The sequence below is a fragment of the Collinsella ihumii genome (assembly GCF_900046475.1).
Lineage (GTDB): Bacteria > Actinomycetota > Coriobacteriia > Coriobacteriales > Coriobacteriaceae > Collinsella > Collinsella ihumii.
The window spans coordinates 247,241-266,794 of record NZ_FCOU01000012.1 but is presented as its reverse complement, the minus strand read 5'-3'; the positions used below and the strand labels follow the sequence as shown (position 1 = coordinate 266,794).

General features: G+C 61.1%; 20 protein-coding genes. 11 read left to right on the top strand and 9 right to left on the bottom strand.

The window, feature by feature from the left end; translation table 11 throughout:
* Positions 1-266: 266 nt before the first annotated feature.
* On the bottom strand, positions 267-629 hold the full coding sequence (locus BN3789_RS10295) for a DUF262 domain-containing protein (protein ID WP_066833976.1): 363 nt from the start codon (positions 627-629) through the stop codon (positions 267-269).
* Between the two features lie 248 nt (positions 630-877).
* Between BN3789_RS10295 and BN3789_RS10290 the strand changes: the two genes are divergently transcribed.
* Positions 878-3,241 carry an S-layer homology domain-containing protein gene (locus BN3789_RS10290; protein WP_066833973.1) on the top strand — a complete coding sequence of 788 codons (2,364 nt, stop codon included), beginning with the start codon at positions 878-880 and terminating at the stop codon, positions 3,239-3,241.
* A 46-nt stretch (positions 3,242-3,287) separates the two neighbouring features.
* Entirely contained in the window at positions 3,288-3,938 is a 651-nt protein-coding gene (locus tag BN3789_RS10285) for an SIMPL domain-containing protein (RefSeq protein ID WP_066833969.1), read from the top strand.
* A 295-nt stretch (positions 3,939-4,233) separates the two neighbouring features.
* Here the strand turns inward: BN3789_RS10285 and BN3789_RS10280 are convergent, their stop codons facing one another.
* Both BN3789_RS10280 and BN3789_RS10275 read right to left on the bottom strand, forming a co-directional pair.
* Positions 4,234-4,542, bottom strand: a complete 309-nt coding sequence (locus tag BN3789_RS10280) for a HigA family addiction module antitoxin (RefSeq protein ID WP_066833966.1) — start codon at positions 4,540-4,542, stop codon at positions 4,234-4,236.
* Between the two features lie 285 nt (positions 4,543-4,827).
* Positions 4,828-5,304 carry an ASCH domain-containing protein gene (locus BN3789_RS10275; RefSeq protein WP_066833963.1) on the bottom strand — a complete coding sequence of 159 codons (477 nt, stop codon included), beginning with the start codon at positions 5,302-5,304 and terminating at the stop codon, positions 4,828-4,830.
* A gap of 239 nt (positions 5,305-5,543) precedes the next feature.
* Here BN3789_RS10275 and BN3789_RS10270 point away from each other — a divergent pair, with 239 nt between their 5' ends.
* Positions 5,544-6,305, top strand: coding sequence for a hypothetical protein (locus BN3789_RS10270; protein WP_066833959.1), 762 nt, complete (start codon positions 5,544-5,546; stop codon positions 6,303-6,305).
* Positions 6,306-6,367: 62 nt separating this feature from the next.
* Here BN3789_RS10270 and BN3789_RS10265 read toward each other — a convergent pair whose 3' ends face one another.
* The 6 genes from BN3789_RS10265 to BN3789_RS10240 all read right to left on the bottom strand — a co-directional run bounded on the left by BN3789_RS10265 (position 6,368) and on the right by BN3789_RS10240 (position 11,767).
* Positions 6,368-6,799 carry a hypothetical protein gene (locus tag BN3789_RS10265; RefSeq protein WP_066833956.1) on the bottom strand — a complete coding sequence of 144 codons (432 nt, stop codon included), beginning with the start codon at positions 6,797-6,799 and terminating at the stop codon, positions 6,368-6,370.
* 257 nt (positions 6,800-7,056) lie between these two features.
* On the bottom strand, positions 7,057-7,674 hold the full coding sequence (locus BN3789_RS10260) for an SOS response-associated peptidase family protein (protein WP_066833954.1): 618 nt from the start codon (positions 7,672-7,674) through the stop codon (positions 7,057-7,059).
* 552 nt (positions 7,675-8,226) lie between these two features.
* Positions 8,227-8,937, bottom strand: a complete 711-nt coding sequence (locus tag BN3789_RS10255) for a metallophosphoesterase family protein (protein WP_066833951.1) — start codon at positions 8,935-8,937, stop codon at positions 8,227-8,229.
* An 83-nt stretch (positions 8,938-9,020) separates the two neighbouring features.
* Positions 9,021-9,692, bottom strand: coding sequence for a vWA domain-containing protein (locus BN3789_RS10250; RefSeq protein ID WP_066833949.1), 672 nt, complete (start codon positions 9,690-9,692; stop codon positions 9,021-9,023).
* A gap of 99 nt (positions 9,693-9,791) precedes the next feature.
* Positions 9,792-10,829: a macro domain-containing protein gene (locus BN3789_RS10245; protein ID WP_066833947.1), complete on the bottom strand. Its 1,038-nt coding sequence runs from the start codon at positions 10,827-10,829 to the stop codon at positions 9,792-9,794.
* Positions 10,830-11,095: 266 nt separating this feature from the next.
* Positions 11,096-11,767 (bottom strand): TetR/AcrR family transcriptional regulator, encoded by a 672-nt coding sequence (locus BN3789_RS10240; RefSeq protein ID WP_066833945.1) that lies wholly within the window; start codon positions 11,765-11,767, stop codon positions 11,096-11,098.
* Between the two features lie 145 nt (positions 11,768-11,912).
* On the opposite strand from BN3789_RS10240, the gene BN3789_RS10235 reads away from it, so the two are divergent.
* The 8 genes from BN3789_RS10235 (at position 11,913) to BN3789_RS10200 (ending at position 19,533) form a co-directional block, all read left to right on the top strand.
* Positions 11,913-12,650: an SDR family NAD(P)-dependent oxidoreductase gene (locus BN3789_RS10235; RefSeq protein WP_066833942.1), complete on the top strand. Its 738-nt coding sequence runs from the start codon at positions 11,913-11,915 to the stop codon at positions 12,648-12,650.
* 256 nt (positions 12,651-12,906) lie between these two features.
* Positions 12,907-14,952, top strand: coding sequence for a BglG family transcription antiterminator (locus BN3789_RS10230; RefSeq protein WP_079989271.1), 2,046 nt, complete (start codon positions 12,907-12,909; stop codon positions 14,950-14,952).
* Positions 14,953-15,035: 83 nt separating this feature from the next.
* On the top strand, positions 15,036-15,356 hold the full coding sequence (locus BN3789_RS10225) for a PTS lactose/cellobiose transporter subunit IIA (protein ID WP_066833941.1): 321 nt from the start codon (positions 15,036-15,038) through the stop codon (positions 15,354-15,356).
* A 99-nt stretch (positions 15,357-15,455) separates the two neighbouring features.
* A complete protein-coding gene (locus BN3789_RS10220) occupies positions 15,456-15,755 on the top strand; it encodes a PTS sugar transporter subunit IIB (RefSeq protein ID WP_066833939.1) in 300 nt (99 codons plus the stop codon).
* 165 nt (positions 15,756-15,920) lie between these two features.
* Positions 15,921-16,355, top strand: a complete 435-nt coding sequence (locus BN3789_RS10215) for a hypothetical protein (protein ID WP_147569692.1) — start codon at positions 15,921-15,923, stop codon at positions 16,353-16,355.
* Positions 16,356-16,359: 4 nt separating this feature from the next.
* Positions 16,360-17,604, top strand: a complete 1,245-nt coding sequence (gene celB, locus BN3789_RS10210; protein WP_229254332.1) for a PTS cellobiose transporter subunit IIC — start codon at positions 16,360-16,362, stop codon at positions 17,602-17,604.
* Positions 17,552-17,896: a hypothetical protein gene (locus BN3789_RS10205; RefSeq protein WP_066833934.1), complete on the top strand. Its 345-nt coding sequence runs from the start codon at positions 17,552-17,554 to the stop codon at positions 17,894-17,896. The genes celB and BN3789_RS10205 overlap by 53 nt, the downstream gene beginning before the upstream one ends.
* Before the next feature lie 593 nt (positions 17,897-18,489).
* The gene (locus BN3789_RS10200; RefSeq protein WP_066833932.1) at positions 18,490-19,533 is read left to right on the top strand and encodes a CPBP family intramembrane glutamic endopeptidase; all 1,044 of its coding nucleotides are present in this window, start codon (positions 18,490-18,492) and stop codon (positions 19,531-19,533) included.
* Positions 19,534-19,554: the final 21 nt, after the last annotated feature.

Below are 19,554 nucleotides of genomic sequence, written 5' to 3'. Positions count from 1 at the left end.
TCTCTGCATTATGGACAAGAACAATGGCGGAGAAAAGCGCCCCGCACGCGTTTTGCATAATGTATGCGGGGCGGCCCGTCCAAATGCCACCACCAACGCGTAGGCGCCTGGCTTAGATCAATGAGTCCAGCCAACCGAATGCATGGAGACCGAATCGCATTCATTTTAGAGACAACCTACGAAAAGCTCCTTCGAAGCTGGCAATAGCTGTTCATAGATTCGTTCTGGCTTTGCATAATCGTGAAGTCTCTCAATTATCTGCCTAGCTAAATTCCTAGCCCGAGCGTCTTCGCTAAGTAAAGCAAGCTCAATCCAGGAACAAACTTGTCGTAAAAGGCGCGAAGGAGCAACATGATTGTCGTAAGGCGCTGCTGGCCATCGATAATCTCCAACTTTCCTTCGCCATTCTTAAAGGTGACGATAGGTCCAAGAAAGTATTCGTCGGACGAGCTGTCGAATTGCTCAAAGTCGTCATTGGGAAACGAGAACGCAAAGAGATCGTCCCACAGGGTCGCGCACTCGTCCTCTCCCCATGCGTAGGGGCGCTGATAATCCGGGATAAGGAAGTCGGCATGCTTGTCGGTAAGCAACTCACGAATAGTCTTCTGATCGATGTTGAGCTTCGACACGGTTGTCCCTTTCGCTAATGGAACCACATGTTGAAAAGTATACTGCGCACACGTTCTTCACCGCAGGCGCTCACCTCCCGATGGTTAAACAGATTTGTTGAACGAGGAAGGCTCGATTTGAGAGGGCAGCTGTTCATCCGCATGCTCCTGTCGCCGAAAAGCCCAGTGGGAACACAAGCGGCCAACAGGGCATCAATTAAAATGTCGACATGAAGAGCGCCGGATCCATGAACGAAGAAGGGACCGATATGAATAAAGTACCCTTAGTTGCCGCTGCGACACTCGCCGCACTTGCTGCGCCGTCAGTCGCCATCGCGGAGGCAGCGCCCCAGGCTGGAACCATCCAACAGGCGGGCATCACCGTGGAGTCCACCGACGAGTTCGCGAGCAACTACACTCCCTCAGCAGGAGAATACGTACTCGGTTCCTATCGCTTCACAGCAGAATCAACGCACTATCGACATATGTTCGAGATTCCCGAAGGATATCCCCTCCATCGTGTATCGTTCTACGTCGAACACGAAAACGGCAACACAGAAGTCCTTCGCAGGACCATCGCAGACACCAGAGAACCTTCGAATATGCCTATCGATTTCCGCGTCGACGGTTCGGCGGTCGTCACCGCAGTGCTCGATCTCTGGGACAAGACCATTGTCAATTATGAGTTTGGCGGATCCGGCCCATCCTACGACCCCCATGTTCTCCAAGAGGCGTATGACACATTCGCATCTCGCTACACGGCAGTTCTTGACTCCATCAGTACCGAAAACGCCGCAATAGACGTGGTGGCAGAAGATAAAACCTGTATTGCCCAAATTGATGACAGCACTCCGTTCATCGAAGAAGTCCCCAATCTTCCCGGAACGGACCTCCCATCATATTACGCCGAGGGAACCGCAACCCCGAAAGAGGGGTCTTCCATCATCGGGACGTACCGCTATGGGTTCAAAAAGATGAAACCGTCGCTGTATGACGACTTTGACAGCCCGATATCGGGTTTCCGATTCTCGGTAGACAAAGCTTATGCTGGCCAGACCGCGATTGTCTACATCGACACCGGACGGGCCCCTGGAAACATATCCAACGATAGTGCAGGCATTGCAACTCACAGGGTGAAGATCTCGGATGACGGCACGTTCACGGTCCCACATGGCGTACCCCAACCAGCTCATAACGAGAACTACGAGCTTGTAGGACCAATGACCAATCTATGGTCTGCAGACTACAGAGACGGTTACAAGGTACAGGGCCTCATAACGGTCCTGATCGAGAATCCTCGCACTCTCGCTAACGGCGTACAGATTGATTACCGCACATGCCCCAACAGCCACATACTGGAAACGGGTGCTGTCGCGACTGTAGAAAACTCCGATTTGGACTTGTCCCTCGGCTCATTCTATAGCGGAGAGCCAATGACAGAATATGGCTACGAACGACCGAAGGAGGGAGGGCTCTTCGCAGGAAGCATCATCTTGGACGTAACCCCCTACGGAAACGAAGGGGATTCCGGATACTTCAACTCAAAGGTAAACTTCGGGAAAAAGTATGCTGGCAGAACGGCCACCGTCTACACTTCCTACGAAACATCGAAAGGCTTCTCCGACATTAGGTCCTTCACTATTGACGATAACGGAGAAATATACATACCTGAGTACGCCAAGGTCTCCCACGAAAACGATTATTACCTCAGCTCACTATTCATTATCTACTACATCAACATCGAACCCGTCGGCACCGTCTCCATCGACAAAGCCGCCGTCTCTAAGATTCCCAACCAGATCTGGTCCGATACGCCCGTGACACCCAAGCCCACCGTCACCCTCGACGGCAAGGTCCTTGCCGAGGGCGCCGACTACGAGCTCTCCTACGAGGACAACGACAGGCCCGGCACTGCGGCGGTCATCATCACTGGCAAGGGCGCCTACACCGGCACCGTCAGGGTCGAGTTCCAAATTGTGGAGAAGGGTGACGAGCCCTCCGGCCCGAGTGACCCCTCAGGTCCGGACACGCCCGGCACCCCAGACGATCCCGAGAAGCCCGCGCCCACGTTCCCCGACGTGACCGAGGACGCCTGGTACTTCGAGGCCGTCACAAGGGCCGCCGAGCTCGGCGTCATGAACGGTTACTCCGGCTCCGACTGCTTCGGCCCGCTCGACTGGCTCACTCGCGAGCAGGCGGCGGCCGTCATGTTCAACTATCTGGGCGACAACAACCTCGCCGCACCCCCGGCGCCCCAGAAGGACGTCTTGAACGACTGGTACACCGACGCGGTCAACTGGGCCGTAGCCGAAGGCGTCATGGGCGGCTACGCCGGCACCGACCTGTTCGGCATCGGGCAAACCCTTACCCGCGAGGAGTTCTGCGCCGTCATCGCCAACGCCGCCGGCGCGGACCTGGAGGCCGCCGACACCTCGGTACTCGACCGTTTCGCCGACGGCTCCGCCGTGTCCGCCTGGGCACGTCCCGCGGTCGCCTGGGCCGTGGAGGCGGGCATCATGAACGGCGTCGAGCTCGGCGACGGCTCGCGCGCCCTGCAGGCCACCCGCGGACTCGTCCGTGCCGAAATGGCCGCCATGACCGTGAGCGCCATCGACGCTGGCGTGCTCGACTGATAACGCAACCATTAGTCAGTCTTTTCATCCGGCAAAAGGAGGCACTATGACCGACGAAAGGAACCCACAACCCATCGTCAGAGTCGGTGCAACAGCGGAGAGCTCCGTCGTTCCCGACATTGCCCTCTTTACCATCAGCTTTGGCAACAGGTGCAAAACGCATCAGGCATGTGCGGATGACTTTGCCAACGAGCAGCGCAAGGCCATCGATATCCTCTCCACATTTGGGCTTGGCGGAGACCTCAAGTTCTCTGGATACTCGTCTTATGCGCATCGCGCGGGCAAAAAGGGCATCATCGACGGCTACGACTACTCATGTTGGGGCACGCTGCGCATCCCGCGCGAAAACTACGACATCCACGCCATCTGTCAGGCTTTGTCCGATAGCAAGCTGCATGCTTCGCTCCGGCTAACGTTTGAGCTGGATAATGAGCGGTCGGCAGAAGACGCCCTCATCGATAAGGCGGTCGCTCGAGCGCGCCACAGCGCCGAGACACTCGCTCATGCGGCGGGCATGGAGCTCGGAGGCGTCTGCGAAATTCGCTATCAAAGTGGCGGCGGGCCATTCCTCCGCATGTGCTCAGATTTTGCCGCACCGTCCAGCGCTTCTGACGATGGACCAGAGTTTGAACCCGAACCAATCGACATCGAATGCCATGTCGATGTCGATTGGTGGCTCGTTGAGCCAGCCTCCTGACACGCAACCGCCCGTGGTCGCTAAAGCAAAAGCGACCACGGGCGACTTGCTCGCATCCCAACGTCGCCTCATTAGATGCTTCGTTCTCAACCTCGCAAGCGAGGCGTCCTCATACCGCACAAATCCGTCATTCTGAAGTCGGCCAAGCACAATACCCGAATCTCGTCCGATTGACTGAGCAAACTTAGCAATCGCACTGAGCGAAAACCGCATGCCGATACGAACCTCTTGCAGGACCCTCTGCTGGAAAACTCTTCCTGTAGCAATCCTGTAGCAAGTCTAAATACCAAGTACCCTAAGGCTTTTTTCTCGCTCTATAATCCCCCATCAAGCTGGGCTCTTGCTTGAACAGCATCAAGATGCTCTGTAGATTGAGCCGATACTGTTCGCTTGCTCCCAGCATCCTCGGCAACTTCCAGGCAAAATCAGCCGTCAGGCGCTGTCCGCCGCCGAGGAGCTTACTCAAGGTCTTCGGCGTGGTACCGAGCCGTTTAGCGAACTCTTCCTGAGTCAGACCGGCATCCTCGACGATCTCCTTGGCGTAATGCCCGGGATGGAAAGCGACGGTGTCTTTGCATTCAATACGGCTGCTCATAATGTTCATCTACTTTCTCGACCTTTACCGCTCGAACAAAACTGAATATGTGAGCAGCGGCAAGGCGGGCATGCCGCTAGCATGGCTTGTCGTATTCCTTCCGGCAACTACATAAAACAACACCCGCCAAGTGTGCATCGTTGAGAGGCCTGGCGGGTTCGCTAGATTTAGATTATCAGCAGTCATGAGGCCTACGGTCCATGAAACCGCAAGCGGCGGAAAAATGGCGCACATGGTCTTATGGCCTTGCAGCCATATCCCATTGTTTTCGGATGGACATGAACTGCCGGTCCCCTACTCCTCCTCCGGCCAGATGAACATCGCACCAAAGTCCTTCGCCGCGCGAGCCTCCTCATAGGTCTTCGGCAGCTCGGGGAGCAGCGGGCGGTACGCGTCGTAGATGGCGCGGTTGGTGTCCAGGTACTCGAAGTCCTCGGGATCCTTGTCGACGTTGTAGATGCTCACCTTGCCCTTGACGGGAAACGGCTTGATGGGGCTGAACCAGTCGAGCATCCAGGCGTACGACGGCTTCGTGGGCATATCCTCCGGCAGCATCCACGCGCCTTCCAGATGCTCCTCGGTAAACGACACGCAGTCGGCCACCTTCATGATTCCCACGGCGTAGCCACCCGGGAAATACTTGTACTTCTGCTTGCTCGTGCACAGTAGCAGCTCGCGCGGCGTGCTGATCTTCCAGGTCCTCACCTCGATCGACTTGAATCCGCAGAAGATGAGATGCGCCCACTCGGGCCACAGGCTGATGGCTTCCATGTGATACCCCTTCGACAGCACGGCCGTTGAGCTCATTGTACCGGGGTGTCTCTTGCAAGGGATTAGCTCACAGCTACGGACCGGTGAACGGGAGCGGGGGCGTCGCGCTCGTAGTGCAAGCTGGGCCAACGGGCATGGTAGCGGCGTCGACAATTCCGCCCGACCGACCTCTCCAACAGGACCGAAGCCGGCCCTGCCGGGTGTTGTATTATGGACGCAACGTCACCGGGGAGGACGCCATGACCAAGCGCATCGTACTCGACAAGGGCTTTTTCGGTACCGAGGTCGGCGAGATCACCGATTCGGGCAGGCTCTACCTCAAGCGGTCCGACGGCACGAGCACGTACTACGGCGATATCGAGCCGGACGGCATATACGCCGAGCGGGGCTGGGGCGGACGCGAGAAGGTCGTCGACATCTCATCGAGCGGCAACCTGTACCTCGCCCGTGATAGTGGCGTGTACACCCACGGGACGAAGATCGGGTCGATCAGCGAAGACGGGACGGTCCGCGATGCCCGCGACCGGAGGATCGGAGAGGTCCGCGGGTGGCACCCGCCCATCGGCAGCCCCGAAGAGGGCGGGGGCGGCGCAGGCATCACGGTCGCCATGGTCGCTATCGTCATCATCGGGATCATGTTCGCCGGCGCGGGCGTCGTCTTCTACCCCGCCCTGCTCGGCTCGTCGTCGGTGTCGGCCACCTCGAAGGTCGGCATCATCGTCACGACGGCGGCGACCATCCTGGCATCCGTGCTCGTCGGCGCCCTGTCGAGCGAGCGGACCGTCAAGGGGCTGTTCTGCTCCATCTACCCGGTAAGCTGGTTTGTGTCGACCGTCGTGTTCGTCATCTACTCCATCGTGACCGACGACCTTGACGGCGCAGGCATCTTCCTGCTTGTTCTCGGCGGCGCCTTGTTGAGCCTCGGCTGGGGATTCGTCACTGCGGGGGTATCCGCCATCGTGTTCTACATCGTCCGGAAAGTCTCGTCGCCGGGCAAATAGTGCTCATACCCGCCCAGATGACAGGAGCCGCCGCATGCTGACCGCAGGGACAGCCCTCGACCCTACTCCTCAACTCCGTACCGAGACAGCAGCGCGCTACGGTTCGCCAGCAGGTAGTCGCGCATGAACGGGGTGGAGAACCCGACGTACCCGCGGCCTGTCGACTCGATGATCTGGCGCGTGATCAGCATGCTTCGCGTCGCCGTCAGCGATGAGGAGGGTACGCCTATGCGCCGGGCGATCTCCGTCGTCGATGACGCATGTGCATCCTGCGCCATTGCAAGCAGGTACTCCATGGCGGTTTTGGACAGGCCCGCAATGGCGGTCTCGAGCACCGCGCGCTCGAATTCCCTTCTTGCCGCGGCGATACCGTTCTGGACGTCTTCCATGGCGATCCGACCGTCCCGGCGCGCCGCCAAATGCGCCGCACGCCAGATGTGGTAGCCGACCAGCTGAATCAGATAGGCGTATCCCGCAGTTGCCGCGGCCGCCATCTCGAGAGGCTCTTGTCAATATGCAGAAATGGGCGCACGTCGTCAAATTAGTCCTCTGACCTCGTTTTAGTGGAAATATTGGAAATATTCATTCTATTCAGTACTTCGAAAGGAGGTCCCTTAACAGGCGGCTCATATGACATTCGATACGTATGCTTCGTACCGACCGAAAGGCCCTCATCCACCCGAGGGCTGAGGCAGCACCCCACTTACGCATCAAGAGTAGGCTGCTGGCGCCCCGTCGGAAACGATGACGTCTACCGCTCCGGTTCTGACACCAGTCGCACGTGGCTGCGGTCTGCAAGCACCTCGAACCCCGGGCCCAGCCACACCGCTGACTCCCCCGGTCCCAGCACGAGCGGCATGCGGTTGTGCACGGGCGCGACAGCCGAATTGGGCTCGCAGGTCACGATCGAGAGCTTTCCGTCCTGGCATACGCCGGCAAGAAGAAACGCCTTGGCTCCCGGCATGAGAAATCGGTACTGGCGACGCACGGGCTTGCCCGTGCGCTCGCTCTTCACCCGTTCGGTCGCATGGCTTTCGTAGAACGCCCGTACCGGAACCAGGCAGCGCCCGTGCGCGATGGCGTCGGCCCACATGCCGCGCCCGTCGCGCAGCTGCGCCAACGCCGTCTCGATGCGCGTATTGAACACGGCGCGCGAACCGCTCGGAGCGTCAAAGCCCCATGTCAGCTTTGTGGCGACGAGCTTTCCTCCCTCGTCGGGAACAAAGGCGGCGACCATCGAACCGGGCCACGCGTCGCGCTCCGAGTCGAACGTTTCGTCCGCCGCCACGCGAGCACGCCCCGTCTCCTCGCGCGATGCAAGGACCTCTTGGGCCTCCTCGAAGCTCAGCGGACACATTCTTTGGCACATGGGCGCAACCTCCGGTTTCCGGTGTTTATGGACATGATACGCGCCCGCCGTTCCGCCACAGATCGGGCGCGAAAAGCGGCAGCGGAATAGGCTTGCCCCAACGAGCAGAACGAACCCATCACCGGCAAATCCATACCCTAAGACACTCGAAAATCCCATCGTATCCGCCCGTAGGGGAAACCGCACCTTGATAAAAGGCTTTATCAAGGTGCGTGAAGGCACCTAGAAAAAATTGGTGTCAAATCTTGAACTATAAAGGCCTGTTTGAGGCGTTTCGAGCATCCCGCAAAGACCAACATCGACAGACTCACCAAAGAAACAGCAGGTCAGAAACATTGTCGTATTTGTCCGTTTTCTTGAATACCTCGGGAATTGATACCAAATTCTATTTCAATAATTATTGACCCCTACAATCCTGGGGTTTTGCGGTGCGGATTCCCCACCGCGCGCATACGGGACCCCTTTAGCAAAGGCCCACGTGCCTTGGACGACCAGAAAAGCAACGACGGAGCCATGAGGGGACCATGCGGAGGAACCCACCCAGCACCCCCTCTATCTTCCCAGCTCCACGATATCCCGGTACAGCAGCCGATGCCGCTCGTCCAGCTCCGCGTCCGCATGATAATGCCCAAAGTACCAGCGACGATATGTCAGCCGATCCTCCAGCATGTCAAACCATTCGTTCAGAGCATCCGGCTTGTCGCGCCCGTCGGGATACGGCGTGCGCGCAAGCGCCGCGTCGAGCATACGCGTGGCGCAACAGTGCGAGACCACGTAGTCAACCTGCCAACCGACCGTCTCGAGCCGCTCTTCAGCCGCACAAAGCTCCACCACACGCGGCATTTCCTCGGCAAACCAATCCCAACCGGGCGTTCGCCACGCCTTGTCGTGGCTCGCCGCCCCGCCCATCGCGAAGATGCGCGCCCCGTCAATATCGTAGACCTCGCCGCGCATGAGATGGACGATGCCCGGGTAATCGGGGTACACCTGAACCCTGCCTCCCCACCGCTCGCTTTCGGGCAGCTCCGCAAGATACGGGAAGCACTCGTGGTTGCCGTCCACGAACAACGTGGTCCACGGCCGGTCGCACAGCCAACCGAGCCAGTACTTCTCCTCGTTGGAACCATCCCACGGCATGCCAAAGTCCCCGCAGATGATGAGCTGGTCTTCAGACGTGAGCATCCGGCCCTCCGGCCAGCGGCGATGCGACAGCTTCTTGATATCGATGCTGCCGTGGATGTCTCCGGTGACCCAGATGCTCATGGAGCCCCCTTCCCTCATCTGCCAATTGTACCCGTCCCCCATGGCGCCCCATGGCAGAGCCCGCCCCCGCGGCGGGCCGCCCGTCAGCGGCGGGCGCGGACGTCCTCGTCGAGGCCCTTGCGCCATGCGCTTCCCAGAGACCCGCCCGCCGGCACGCTGCGCACGCTCGCCACAGCCGATGCCATCGCAGCATAGAGCACCTCGGTGCCCTGCTCGTCGGCCAGATAGTCCGCCGCGCGATCGCGCTCGATTCCCAGCTGCTCTGCCTCCGCCCCCGCATCGATGTTGGCACCGATGAACAGAAACTCCCATCCCCGCTCGCGTCGATGCTCGATCATCTGCTTAATCTGCGCATACGAGAAATGCCGGCTCGCGTTCTCCATCCCGTCCGTCGTGATGACGAACAGTACCTTGTCCGCCTTGTAGCCGTCGGGCAGCACACCTTGCACCACGTCGACATGCTTGATGGCGCCGCCTACCGCATCCAGCAGTGCCGTGCAACCACTGCAGCGGTACTGCCTGCGCGTGAGGCGCGGCACCTCCCGAATATCGATGCGGTCGTGCAGCACGTAACTCTTATCGTTGAAGATGATGGTCGACACCACCGCCTCGCCAGGCTCCTCGCGGTTGCGCTCGATCATGCCGTTGAACCCGCCGACCGTGTCGCTCTCCAGCCCGCTCATCGACCCGCTCGCATCCAAGATGAAGACGATCTCGGTGCGAAGACCCTGCTTGTCCTGCTGCTTCTTGCTCATGGTTGCCTCCTTGGCATCGAGGTTCCTGACACCCTGAAGACTACCGTCTGGCCGCAGGCGACAGGTAAACCGCCAGGCGACATCTCGTCCGCGCACGCGTCAGGCAGATCCCAACAGTGGCTGGTCGAATGCGAACAGTGCCTCGTTGACATCGAAGATGCTGTAGTCGCCGCGCATGATGAAGAACTCGATGATCACGTCGAACTTGCTGCTGCGCGAGAGCGTGAGTCCCGCGCGGGCAAGCAGATCCTGCAGCTCGTCATAGGTGAGTTCGAGCGCCATACCGAGTGCCACCGCCGTCGGCTTGGTCGGCTTGTACGCCGGGTTGGAGCGTATCTTGGCGAAGAGCTGCCGACTGATATTCGCGCGCTTGTACACCTGCGCGTCGGTCAGGCCGTGCGCGTCGATCAGGGCAAGAAGCGTTGTAGAGAAGGGCTCGTCCAGATGATCGAGCAGGTCTGCCAGCTCGTTTTTATCCCGAGGGGCACCGGCGAACACCGTCTCGGGTGCCCGCCCTGGCGCAACCATGGCATCCATCTGAACCATGGCGGAAGCATCCAGGTGCGGCACCTCATCCATGCGGCGGCGCATGTGCGGGCTGCTTTCCACATACGTATCGTCGATATAGGCGCGCAGGTCCGCAAGATGCCTGCCTCCCTGCACGATGACGTCGCGCGTGAACACGACGAGCGTCGCCCGCACGTCATCATGCTCATCCAGAAACGCCGCCGTCTCCTCGCGCGCGATACGCAGCGCATCGCGGATCGGATACCCGTAGATGCCCGCCGATATCAGCGGAAACGCAACTGAGGAGGCGCCTAGACGCACAACCTCGGCGAAGGTGCTACGGTAGCTTTCACGGAGCAGCTGCTCCTCGCCGTGCGCCCCACCGCGCCACACCGGTCCCACTGCGTGCACGACCCAGCGACACGGCAGGTCGAAGCCCGGTGTGACGGCAGCGCTTCCCGTGGGCGTGTGCCCGATAGCCCGGCACGCCGCGAGCATCTGCTGGTATCCCGCACCCTCGAACAGCGCGCCGCACACGCCGCCTCCCGGAGCCAGCTGCTCGTTGGCGGCATTCACCAGCACGTCGGCATGAACCTTGGCGATATCGTTGCGTTCGATGGCAAACGGCATGACGCACCCCGTCCTATTGCATCGACTGGAACCATGCCCATTGTCCCACACCTACGCTCTGATGCGTCTTGGAGCGAGGCATTTTGGAAGGAGGGGGCTGTGGCGGGACGCTTCCGTTCCGGTTCGCGAGAACCGCAGGGGCCGCCGGATGGGTTGAAACGAACCCGTCCCCAAGCAACCCATTGGGACGGGACATTTTGGCAGGAAGGAGGCCGCGGCGGGGCGGGCGCTGCCAAACGCACCCGTCAATGGCAGGTAATCCCTGTTTATTTCAGAAAGCGTGGCCGCATGCCCGCGCTTTCCGGCGCGCTCATAGACGCTATCTGGCGCGCAAGCTGCTCACGGGGAGTACTGCAGCCGCGCTCGACCCAGTACTTGATGTACATCAAAAACGATCGGGTGGTGCAGTAGCAATAGAAGTCCTCGTCGATCTCGCCCGCGCCCTCGCACATGACGCGGTAGCCGGAGGCCCGAAAGCACGCGATGGCCCGACTGCAGAACTCCTCGAATCCGATGCAGTCCACATCGGACGAAAAGAGCGCCCGGTAGAACAGCAGGCGGTCCTCCACATGAATCAGCAGATCGTTCGCCACGCACAGCACGCGGTCGAACTCGCGCTCCAGATAGAGCCCCTGCTCCACCGCCCGACTCACCAACCATACGTAGGCCTCGACCTCGGAAGACATGAGCTGTTCGAGCAGATCATACAGATCGGCGTAATACCGGTAGAAGCTGCCACGACTATACCCGGAGGCCTCGATCACATCGGTTGCCGTCACGCCCGTCGAGCCGCGTTCGAGCGCAAGCCCCAGAAACGCGCGCTCAAACGCCTCGGGAGCGTGGCGCTCCCGCATGGTGCGCGTCCGGTCGGCAATCCGCTCAACGTGGACGGATGCCGCAGCACGGCCCGCTTCGATTCGATCAGTGTGGCGCGCCATCGGCTCCCCCTTCCGGGAACTGCTGAATGGGCACATCGCTCAGAACCGTACATTGAGTATCCCACGTCGCCCACGAATAATGAACGTAACGGGCGGGACAATCGTCCCACACGCATCATGCTCCTACGCGGAAAGGCGGCTCACCATGGGCAAACTCGAAGGCAAGGTTGCGGTCGTCACTGGCGGCACCGCTGGCATCGGCATCGGTATCACGCAGATCTTTTTGGAAGAGGGCGCTAAGGTCGTCTTCTGCGGGCGGCGCGAGGAGCAGGGCCGCGAAATCGAGGCGGGCTATCGCGCCGACGGCTACGACGCTACGTTCGTCCGCTGCGACATGACGGTCGAGCAGGACGTCCAAAACCTGCTCGACCGCGCCGTCAACACGTACGGCAAGGTCGACATCCTCGTGAACAACGCCGGCGTCATGCACCCCTTCCCCATCACCGATATGGACATGGCCAAGGATTACGACGCCGTCATGAACGTCAACATTCGCGCGTACTTCCTGGCAACCAAGCTGTTCTCCAACGTCATCGGCGAGGGCGGCTCGATTGTCAACATCGCGTCGGTCGGCGGCCTCGGGGCGGCGCCCACGCTGTCCACCTACGCTGCATCCAAAGCGGCAACCATCTCGCTCACCAAGAGCAGCGGCGTCGAGCTCGCGCCCAAGGGCATCCGCGTGAACGCCATCTGCCCGGGCACCATCTTCTCCGAGATGATGCCGCGTGACGGCGAGTTCACCGGCTCGACGCTCTCCAGGATCCCCATGGGCCGCGGTGGCGAACCGCGCGAGATCGGAACCGTGGCGGCGTTCCTCGCCTCCGATGAGGCCTCCTACGTCACGGCAACCTACATCGTGGTCGACGGCGGCATGGTCGCGTAGACCTGACCTTCGACAATCTTCGTATTCGGCCGTCGAGGGTTCCCATTCCCCTCGGCGGCCGTGCTCTTAACGCCCAGACAAAAAAACGCGGCGCGGCTTTCCGAAACATATGGCAGATTACCAACAGGACCGTTATATACCTGCGGAAACAGCGGTTTTCGTTTTGTTCAGTTCTTTCCGTTTTGCACCGGAACTTTCATCGTTGGAACTTCACATTTCGTACACATACTATAAAACGGTAAGGAGGTATGTATCAATGCGCATCGGAGCCGAAACGCTCGCTGCATATGTCGAGACCCATCCGGGCATAACGCCGGACGCCCTTGCTGACTACATCGGGGTCAGCGTACGCACCGTCAGGACGTACGTCAACCAGATCAACAGGACGATGAGCGGGTTCGCGGCTATCAAGCTGAACCGCAAGAGCGGCTACCATATGGAGATATCAGACCCGTACGCCTATGACACCTGGCGCGAGGGGGTGGGGGCGTCTTCGGCGGTGCAGACCCCGAAGGCGCGCCTGATGCTCCTGCTCAACGATCTGCTCATGCGCAACGACTGGGTCAAACTGGACGACCTGAGCGGGTTCATGTTCGTATCGCGCGGCACCGTCTCCAATGACCTCAAGCACGCCCAGGAGTTCCTCGACGGCTACGGGCTCTCCATCGAGACGCGCCCCCATTACGGCATCCGCATCACCGGTCCGGAGCTGTCGCGCCGCATCTGCCTGGCGAACGTCATCGTCGACCGCTTCAACGACGCCATGGGCGACATCGAGAGCGAGACGAAACGCTCGCTCGACACGCTGTTCTCTCGCCTGTTCAAAGACAGGCAGGAGCCGGATCCCGATGCGAACGCGGGCGATGGCGCCGACGCCGGTAGCGACACGACGCTCGACATCGTGTCCGACTGCGTCTCCCGCGTCATCCGGGAGGAGCACTTCCAGATCAACACTGCCGCCTACCGCAACCTCATCGTCCATATCGCCGTAGCGCTCGTCCGCATCCAAGAGCACTGCTATGTGCCGATGGCATCCGATCAGCTCGACCAGATGAAGGGCACCGACGAGTTCAGGGTCGCCGAGAAGATCGTCGCGGCGATCGAGGGGGCCATGGGCCAGGAGAGCCTGCTGCCCGAGGAGGAGATCGCCTACATCTCCATCCACCTCGCGGGCAAGCGGATGATGCTCGGCGACTCGCCCAAAGACGAGGGCCTGATCATCACCGACGACGTCTGGCATGTCGTCGAGGAGATGATCGAGTGCGTCTGGAAGGCATTCCGGTTCGATTTCCGCAACGACCTTGAACTCCATATGAACCTCGCGCGCCATATCGTGCCGCTCGCGGTGCGCCTGCGCTACCGCATGTACCTGAAGAACCCGCTGATCGACGACATCAAGAAGCGCTATGCCCTGGCGTACTCCATGGCCATGGACGCCTCGATCGTGCTCGCGCGCAAATACGGCGCCGAGGTCAGCGAGGATGAGATCGGCTATATCGCCCTGGCGTTCGCGCTCGCGCTCGAGCGGCAGAAATCCAAGATTCCCAAGAAGAACATCCTGGTGATCTGCGCGTCGGGCGCGGGATCGGCCCATCTGCTCGAATACCGCTGCCGCCGCGAGTTCGCCGACTACGTCGACCGGATCTTCACCTGCGACCTCATGGGTATCGACAACGTCGACTTCTCGCATATCGATTACGTGTTCACCACCGTACCGATCAACCGCAAGCTTCCGGTCCCCGTTCGCGAGGTCTCCTACTTCCTCGGTGACGACGAGGTCATCGACATGCGCCTGGTCCTCGACTCGGGGAGCAAACCGGGCAAGGTCCCGCCCTACTTCAAGCGCTCCCTGTTCTTCCCGCACATGACCCTGACGTCCAAGCGCAAGGTGCTCGACTTCCTGCTCGACCGGACGTGCGAGACGTGCTCGGTGGCGTCGGACTTCCGCGAACTCGTCTGGAAACGCGAGGCCCTGGTGCCCACGTCGTTCGGCAACCGCGTCGCGACCCCGCATCCCATCGAGGCGGCAAGTGACGAGACGTTCATCTGCGTCGGCCTGCTTAATCACCCTGTGGCATGGGATGCAGACGGCCAGCCGGTCCAAGCGGTGTTCCTGCTCGGCTTCTCCGACAAGAAACGGAACGGCGAGATGCCACTCCACGAGTTCATGAGTGCGTTCGCGAGCCTCCTTGTCGACAAGGAGGCCGTCGACACGCTCCTGAAGCACCAGAACTGGGAGACCCTCATGGCGCTACTCGAAAGCGCCCTCTCAGGAGAGCCGGACGGCTCGCCCGGAACGTGAACGCATATCTACGGACCGGGTTCGCACCGGTTTTCTAGATAGGACCTATAAAGCACGAGACCGCACACGAGGAGGTGACGAAGATGGCAGAGGAAAGCATGGAGATGATTTCGTTCGGAATCGTCGCTGCAGCCGGTCAGGCGCGCAGCCTCGCGATGGAGTCGATCAAGGCCGCCCGTGAGGGCAAGTTCGACGAGGCCCGCCAGATGCTCGAGGAGTCCCGCACCGCGGGTCTCGCCGCGCATGACGAGCAGACCAAGCTGCTTTCCCGCGAGGCCGGCGGAGACCACGTTCCCGTGGACATCCTGCTGGTCCATTCGCAGGACCACCTGATGACCGCCATGCTGTGCCAGGACCTGGCTGAGGAGATCATCAACCTGTACGAGCTCAAGCAGGACAAATAGTCCTGAAAGGGGCCCGGGGTCGAACAGACCGCACCCCCGGGCCCCTCGAGCGACCGTCGCGGGACCCGAAGATCCCGCTCTATCGAAGGGAGTACTCACATGAAGGTACTGCTCGTTTGCGCAGCCGGTATGTCGACCAGCATGCTCATGAAGAAGATGGAGGCCTACGCCAAGGACAACGGCATCGACCTCGAGATCGCCGCCCGCAGCTTCTCCGAGCTCAAGAACCCCGCCGATGACGGCTATGACTGCATCCTCATCGGTCCGCAGATCTCCTATCAGAAGGACAAGGTCGTCGCCAAGGCCCAGGGCCTGCCCGTCGACGTCATCCCCATGAAGGACTACGGACGCCAGAACTGCCCGGCGATCTTCGAGCAGATCGACAAGATCCTGGCGTAGGCCAGCAACAGATAAGAGAGCTCAAGCGTGAAAAAGGGAAAACGGAAAGAGCGCATTCGCGCGGAGCGTCGCCGGCTTCATGACAGGGCCGGGCGTGGACCCACCGAGGAAGAGATTTCGTTTCGCCAGATGCAGCAGGTGAACACCGCGAAGTGGAACCGCTACATGCTGATTCGATACCTGGATTCAGGGATCTTCTTCGTGGGTCTGTACTGGGGCGTCATGCTGTTCGCGACAACAGACAGCCTCGTTGCGCTCGCTGCGCCCGCCTCGGAGATCGCACTCGGCGCCATCGTGCTGCTCGAGGTCAACCGCGTGCTCACGCACGATATCGAATATCTCAGGGCTTCGCACGTCGCGCTCATCATCGGCTGCTTCCTGTCGGTGCTCGAGATCGCGATCACCGCCGTCTTCGGCAAGGAGACGCTCTTCCCGTTTTTCTCCACCCCGGTCGTCGGCATCGGCCTGTGCGCGATACTGCTCGCGCTCAAGGCCCTCATCGCCTGGCGTATCGTGCTCGTGCGCGACCGCCGCGACAAGAAGCGCTACGGCCTCTACCTCATGGCGCTTGAGCATGCAGGACAACGGAAGGGAGAGTAGTCCTGTGTTTGACTTTCTCGAGAAATACATCATGGGGCCGATGACCAAGCTGTCACAGTTCCGCATGATCCGCTCCATCACCCAAGCCGGTATGACATCGATCTCCTTCACGATCGTGGGCTCCATGTTCCTGATCCTGAACGTCCTTCCCCAGGCGTTCCCTGGCCTCCGGGGCATCTGGGCCGTCTCGTTCGATCAGATCACCGAGCTCTACATGCTGGCGAATCACGCCACCATCGGGTGCATCGCCGTGTACTTCCTGATCGGCACCGCGTTCGAGTACTCGCGCATCCTCTCCGAGGAGGACGGTATCGACATCAAGCCGCTGAACGGCGTGCTCATGGCCATCATGGCCATGTTCATGCTCGCCCCGCAGGTCGGCTTCGTCGACGGCGTCATCAGCCGCATCACGAGCATCGTCGAGGGCGAGACCGGCTGGTCCTCCGTCGTCTACAACGGCTGGGAGCTTGGCGGCGACGGTCCGGCGAACTTCGGCGCGACCGGCATCTTCTGCGCCTTCATCATCGCCTGGTTCGCCGTGCGCGTCTACGCGACCTGCGTCGATAAGAAGATCGTCATCAAGCTTCCCGAGGTCGTGCCCGACGGCGTCGCCCGCTCGTTCACCGCTCTCGTCCCCGGCTTCCTGGTCGCCATCGTCTGCATGCTCATCCAGACGGTCTTCATGATGTTCGGCACCAACTTCTACGACTTCATCGCCATCCCGTTCGGCTTCGTGGTCAACATCGTCGGCACCTATCCCGGCATCCTGCTGATCTACTTCCTGATCCACGCCCTGTGGCTCGTCGGCATCCACGGCGCCACCATCGTCACCTCCTCGCTGACCGCCATCGCGATCGCCAACCTCGTCGTCAACGCCGACGGCGGTGCCGCGGTGTGGGCCGGCGAGTACAACAACGCATTCGTCATCATCGGCGGCTCCGGCTGCACACTCGGCCTGTCGATCCTCATGGTCACGATGGCGAAGTCCGAGCAGCTCAAGGCCATCGGCAAGGCCGAGATCGTGCCCGCGTTCTTCAACATCAACGAGCCGCTCCTCTTCGGCCTGCCCATCGTGTACAACCCCGCACTCGCCGTGCCGTTCGTCCTCGCGCCCATGGCCGCGGCGACCATCTCCTCCTACGCCCCCGCTCATGCCGCCCAGCACCCGCCCCTTCTACTCCTCTCCATGGACCTACATGTCCGCGGTCGCCCAGCGCCGCGCCGCCCAGTTCGCCGAGCAGGCCGATGAGCGCGGCCATCGCGAGCGTTTCGAGGGCTCCCGCGAGGGCCGTCGCTCGCCGCACAGCTCCGCGCGCGACCGCAAGGGGAGCGCGAGGCGCGAGGATCGCGACGATCGTTCCGCGCGTCCGGCTCGCCCGTCTCGCGACACCTGGCGCAACTACGATGAGCCGAGCTCGCGCGAGCGCCGCGGCGGCAAGGGTGGCGCCAACCGCGGTGGGCGCGGATTTCAGCATCCCTCCGACCGCAGCCGTTCGTCTCGCCGCCCCGGCGATCGCGGCGGCAGGAGCTCTCGTTACTAGGGAAGCGCCGACGCGAGCCTGAGACGATGCGCATTACGGCCCGAGTCCTTCAGCGAGGACTCGGGCCGTCTTTGTATCGATCGGGAGCGTGAGCGGGCGGTCCACGGTACGCTATAGGCACACCATCCTGTCCACGGTACGGTATAGGCACGTTTCCGGGTGAAAAACGTGCCTATACCGTACTCTCGGCGGGACGGCGTGCCCATAGCGTACCGTCGATTCGGGCGAGGTTGCGCGGCGCGGGAGGCGCGGAGGCGGCCCATCTTGCCGGGGGGAGGGCGCCCGGGCCGCCGCGTCACCTTCCCGCAAAAACCGTCGCGACGGATTTTGCGGGAACGGCGGGGACATCCTGCATAACGGCCAATACGATACGGCCACTCACCTCGTGGTTCTGCATTCTGCTCGAGTTGACATGCATATTTCGTCCGAGCTTCCTGCAAAAACCGTCGCGACGCCAGGCATGGGTTGGAACGGACCCGTCCCCAACCAACCCATGGGTGTGCCTATAGGGCGCTTCCTTAAAAATGGCATGCTGCCACGTTTTCGCCGTTTGGAATGCGGGAGCGCGGGGATACTGCTTGCGAGGTGAAGCTATGAACGAGATTCTGCAGCACGTATCGGACGATCGGTCCCGGCAGGGTTGCGCCCCTGTGCCCGGCGCCCCCGTCTCGCCCCTCGATGCCCGGCTGTCCATGCCGCGCCCCTCTGATACGCCTGAGTCGCCGGTGGTCAACGCCGTGCGCTGGCTGCTCGCCGCACTCGGGGCGACGTTTGCCGTGTATGCGACGCAGCTCGTGTCGATTGCTGTCGGGTCGTTCGCGGTCGCGCTCGTGTTGCAGCAGCTTACGGCCTCGACGGATGCTGCCGCCCTTGCCGCCCAGATCGCCATCCCCGTCCAGATCATCTCCGAGCTCGCGGTGTGCGCGGTGGTCCTTCCGTGGTGGCTTCGCGTCCGGCCCGTCTCCTTCCTGCAGGGACGCAGACGGACCCCTCGCTCGCGCGCGCTGGGGGTGGTTGCCGTTGTGCTGCTGGGAGTAGGTCTGCAGATGGTGATCAGCTATGCGCTGGGCTTGCTGCTGCCGCTGTTTCCCGATGTTAAGACGGAGTACGATACGCTGACCGACAACCCCGTCATGAACGAGTTCTCCGTGGCGGCGGTCCTGATCCTGGCGGTCGGCGCCCCGCTGACCGAAGAGCTCGCATGTCGCGGCGTGGTGTTCGAGTTCGCCCTTCGCGCCATGTGCCCCAAGCAGGCCGGCCGCTGGAGGGATCGCGCATGGCGTACTGCCCGAAGCCAGCCGTGCCCTCCGCTCGGTGCGGTTCCGCCGCGCGCGTTCTGGCTCGCCAACACCGTGCAGGCGGTGCTGTTCGGCGCCCTGCATCTCAATATCACCCAGTTCGCATATGCCACGGTCATGGGCCTGATTGCGGGTTGGCTCGTCTGGCAGACCGGAAGCCTGCTGCCCAGCATGGGCCTGCATCTGGTCATCAACTTCTGCTTCTACTTTGTCAACGAGATCGCGACGGTGCTCGAGGCGGGAGGTGTCGTGTTTGCTATCACTGCGTCGGCGGCTATGGTCGGGGCGGGATTGTGGCTGTTTCGTCGGGCTGTGGACCATCCCACGCCGTTGCTGTAAAGGGTTTTTGGGCCCGCGAGG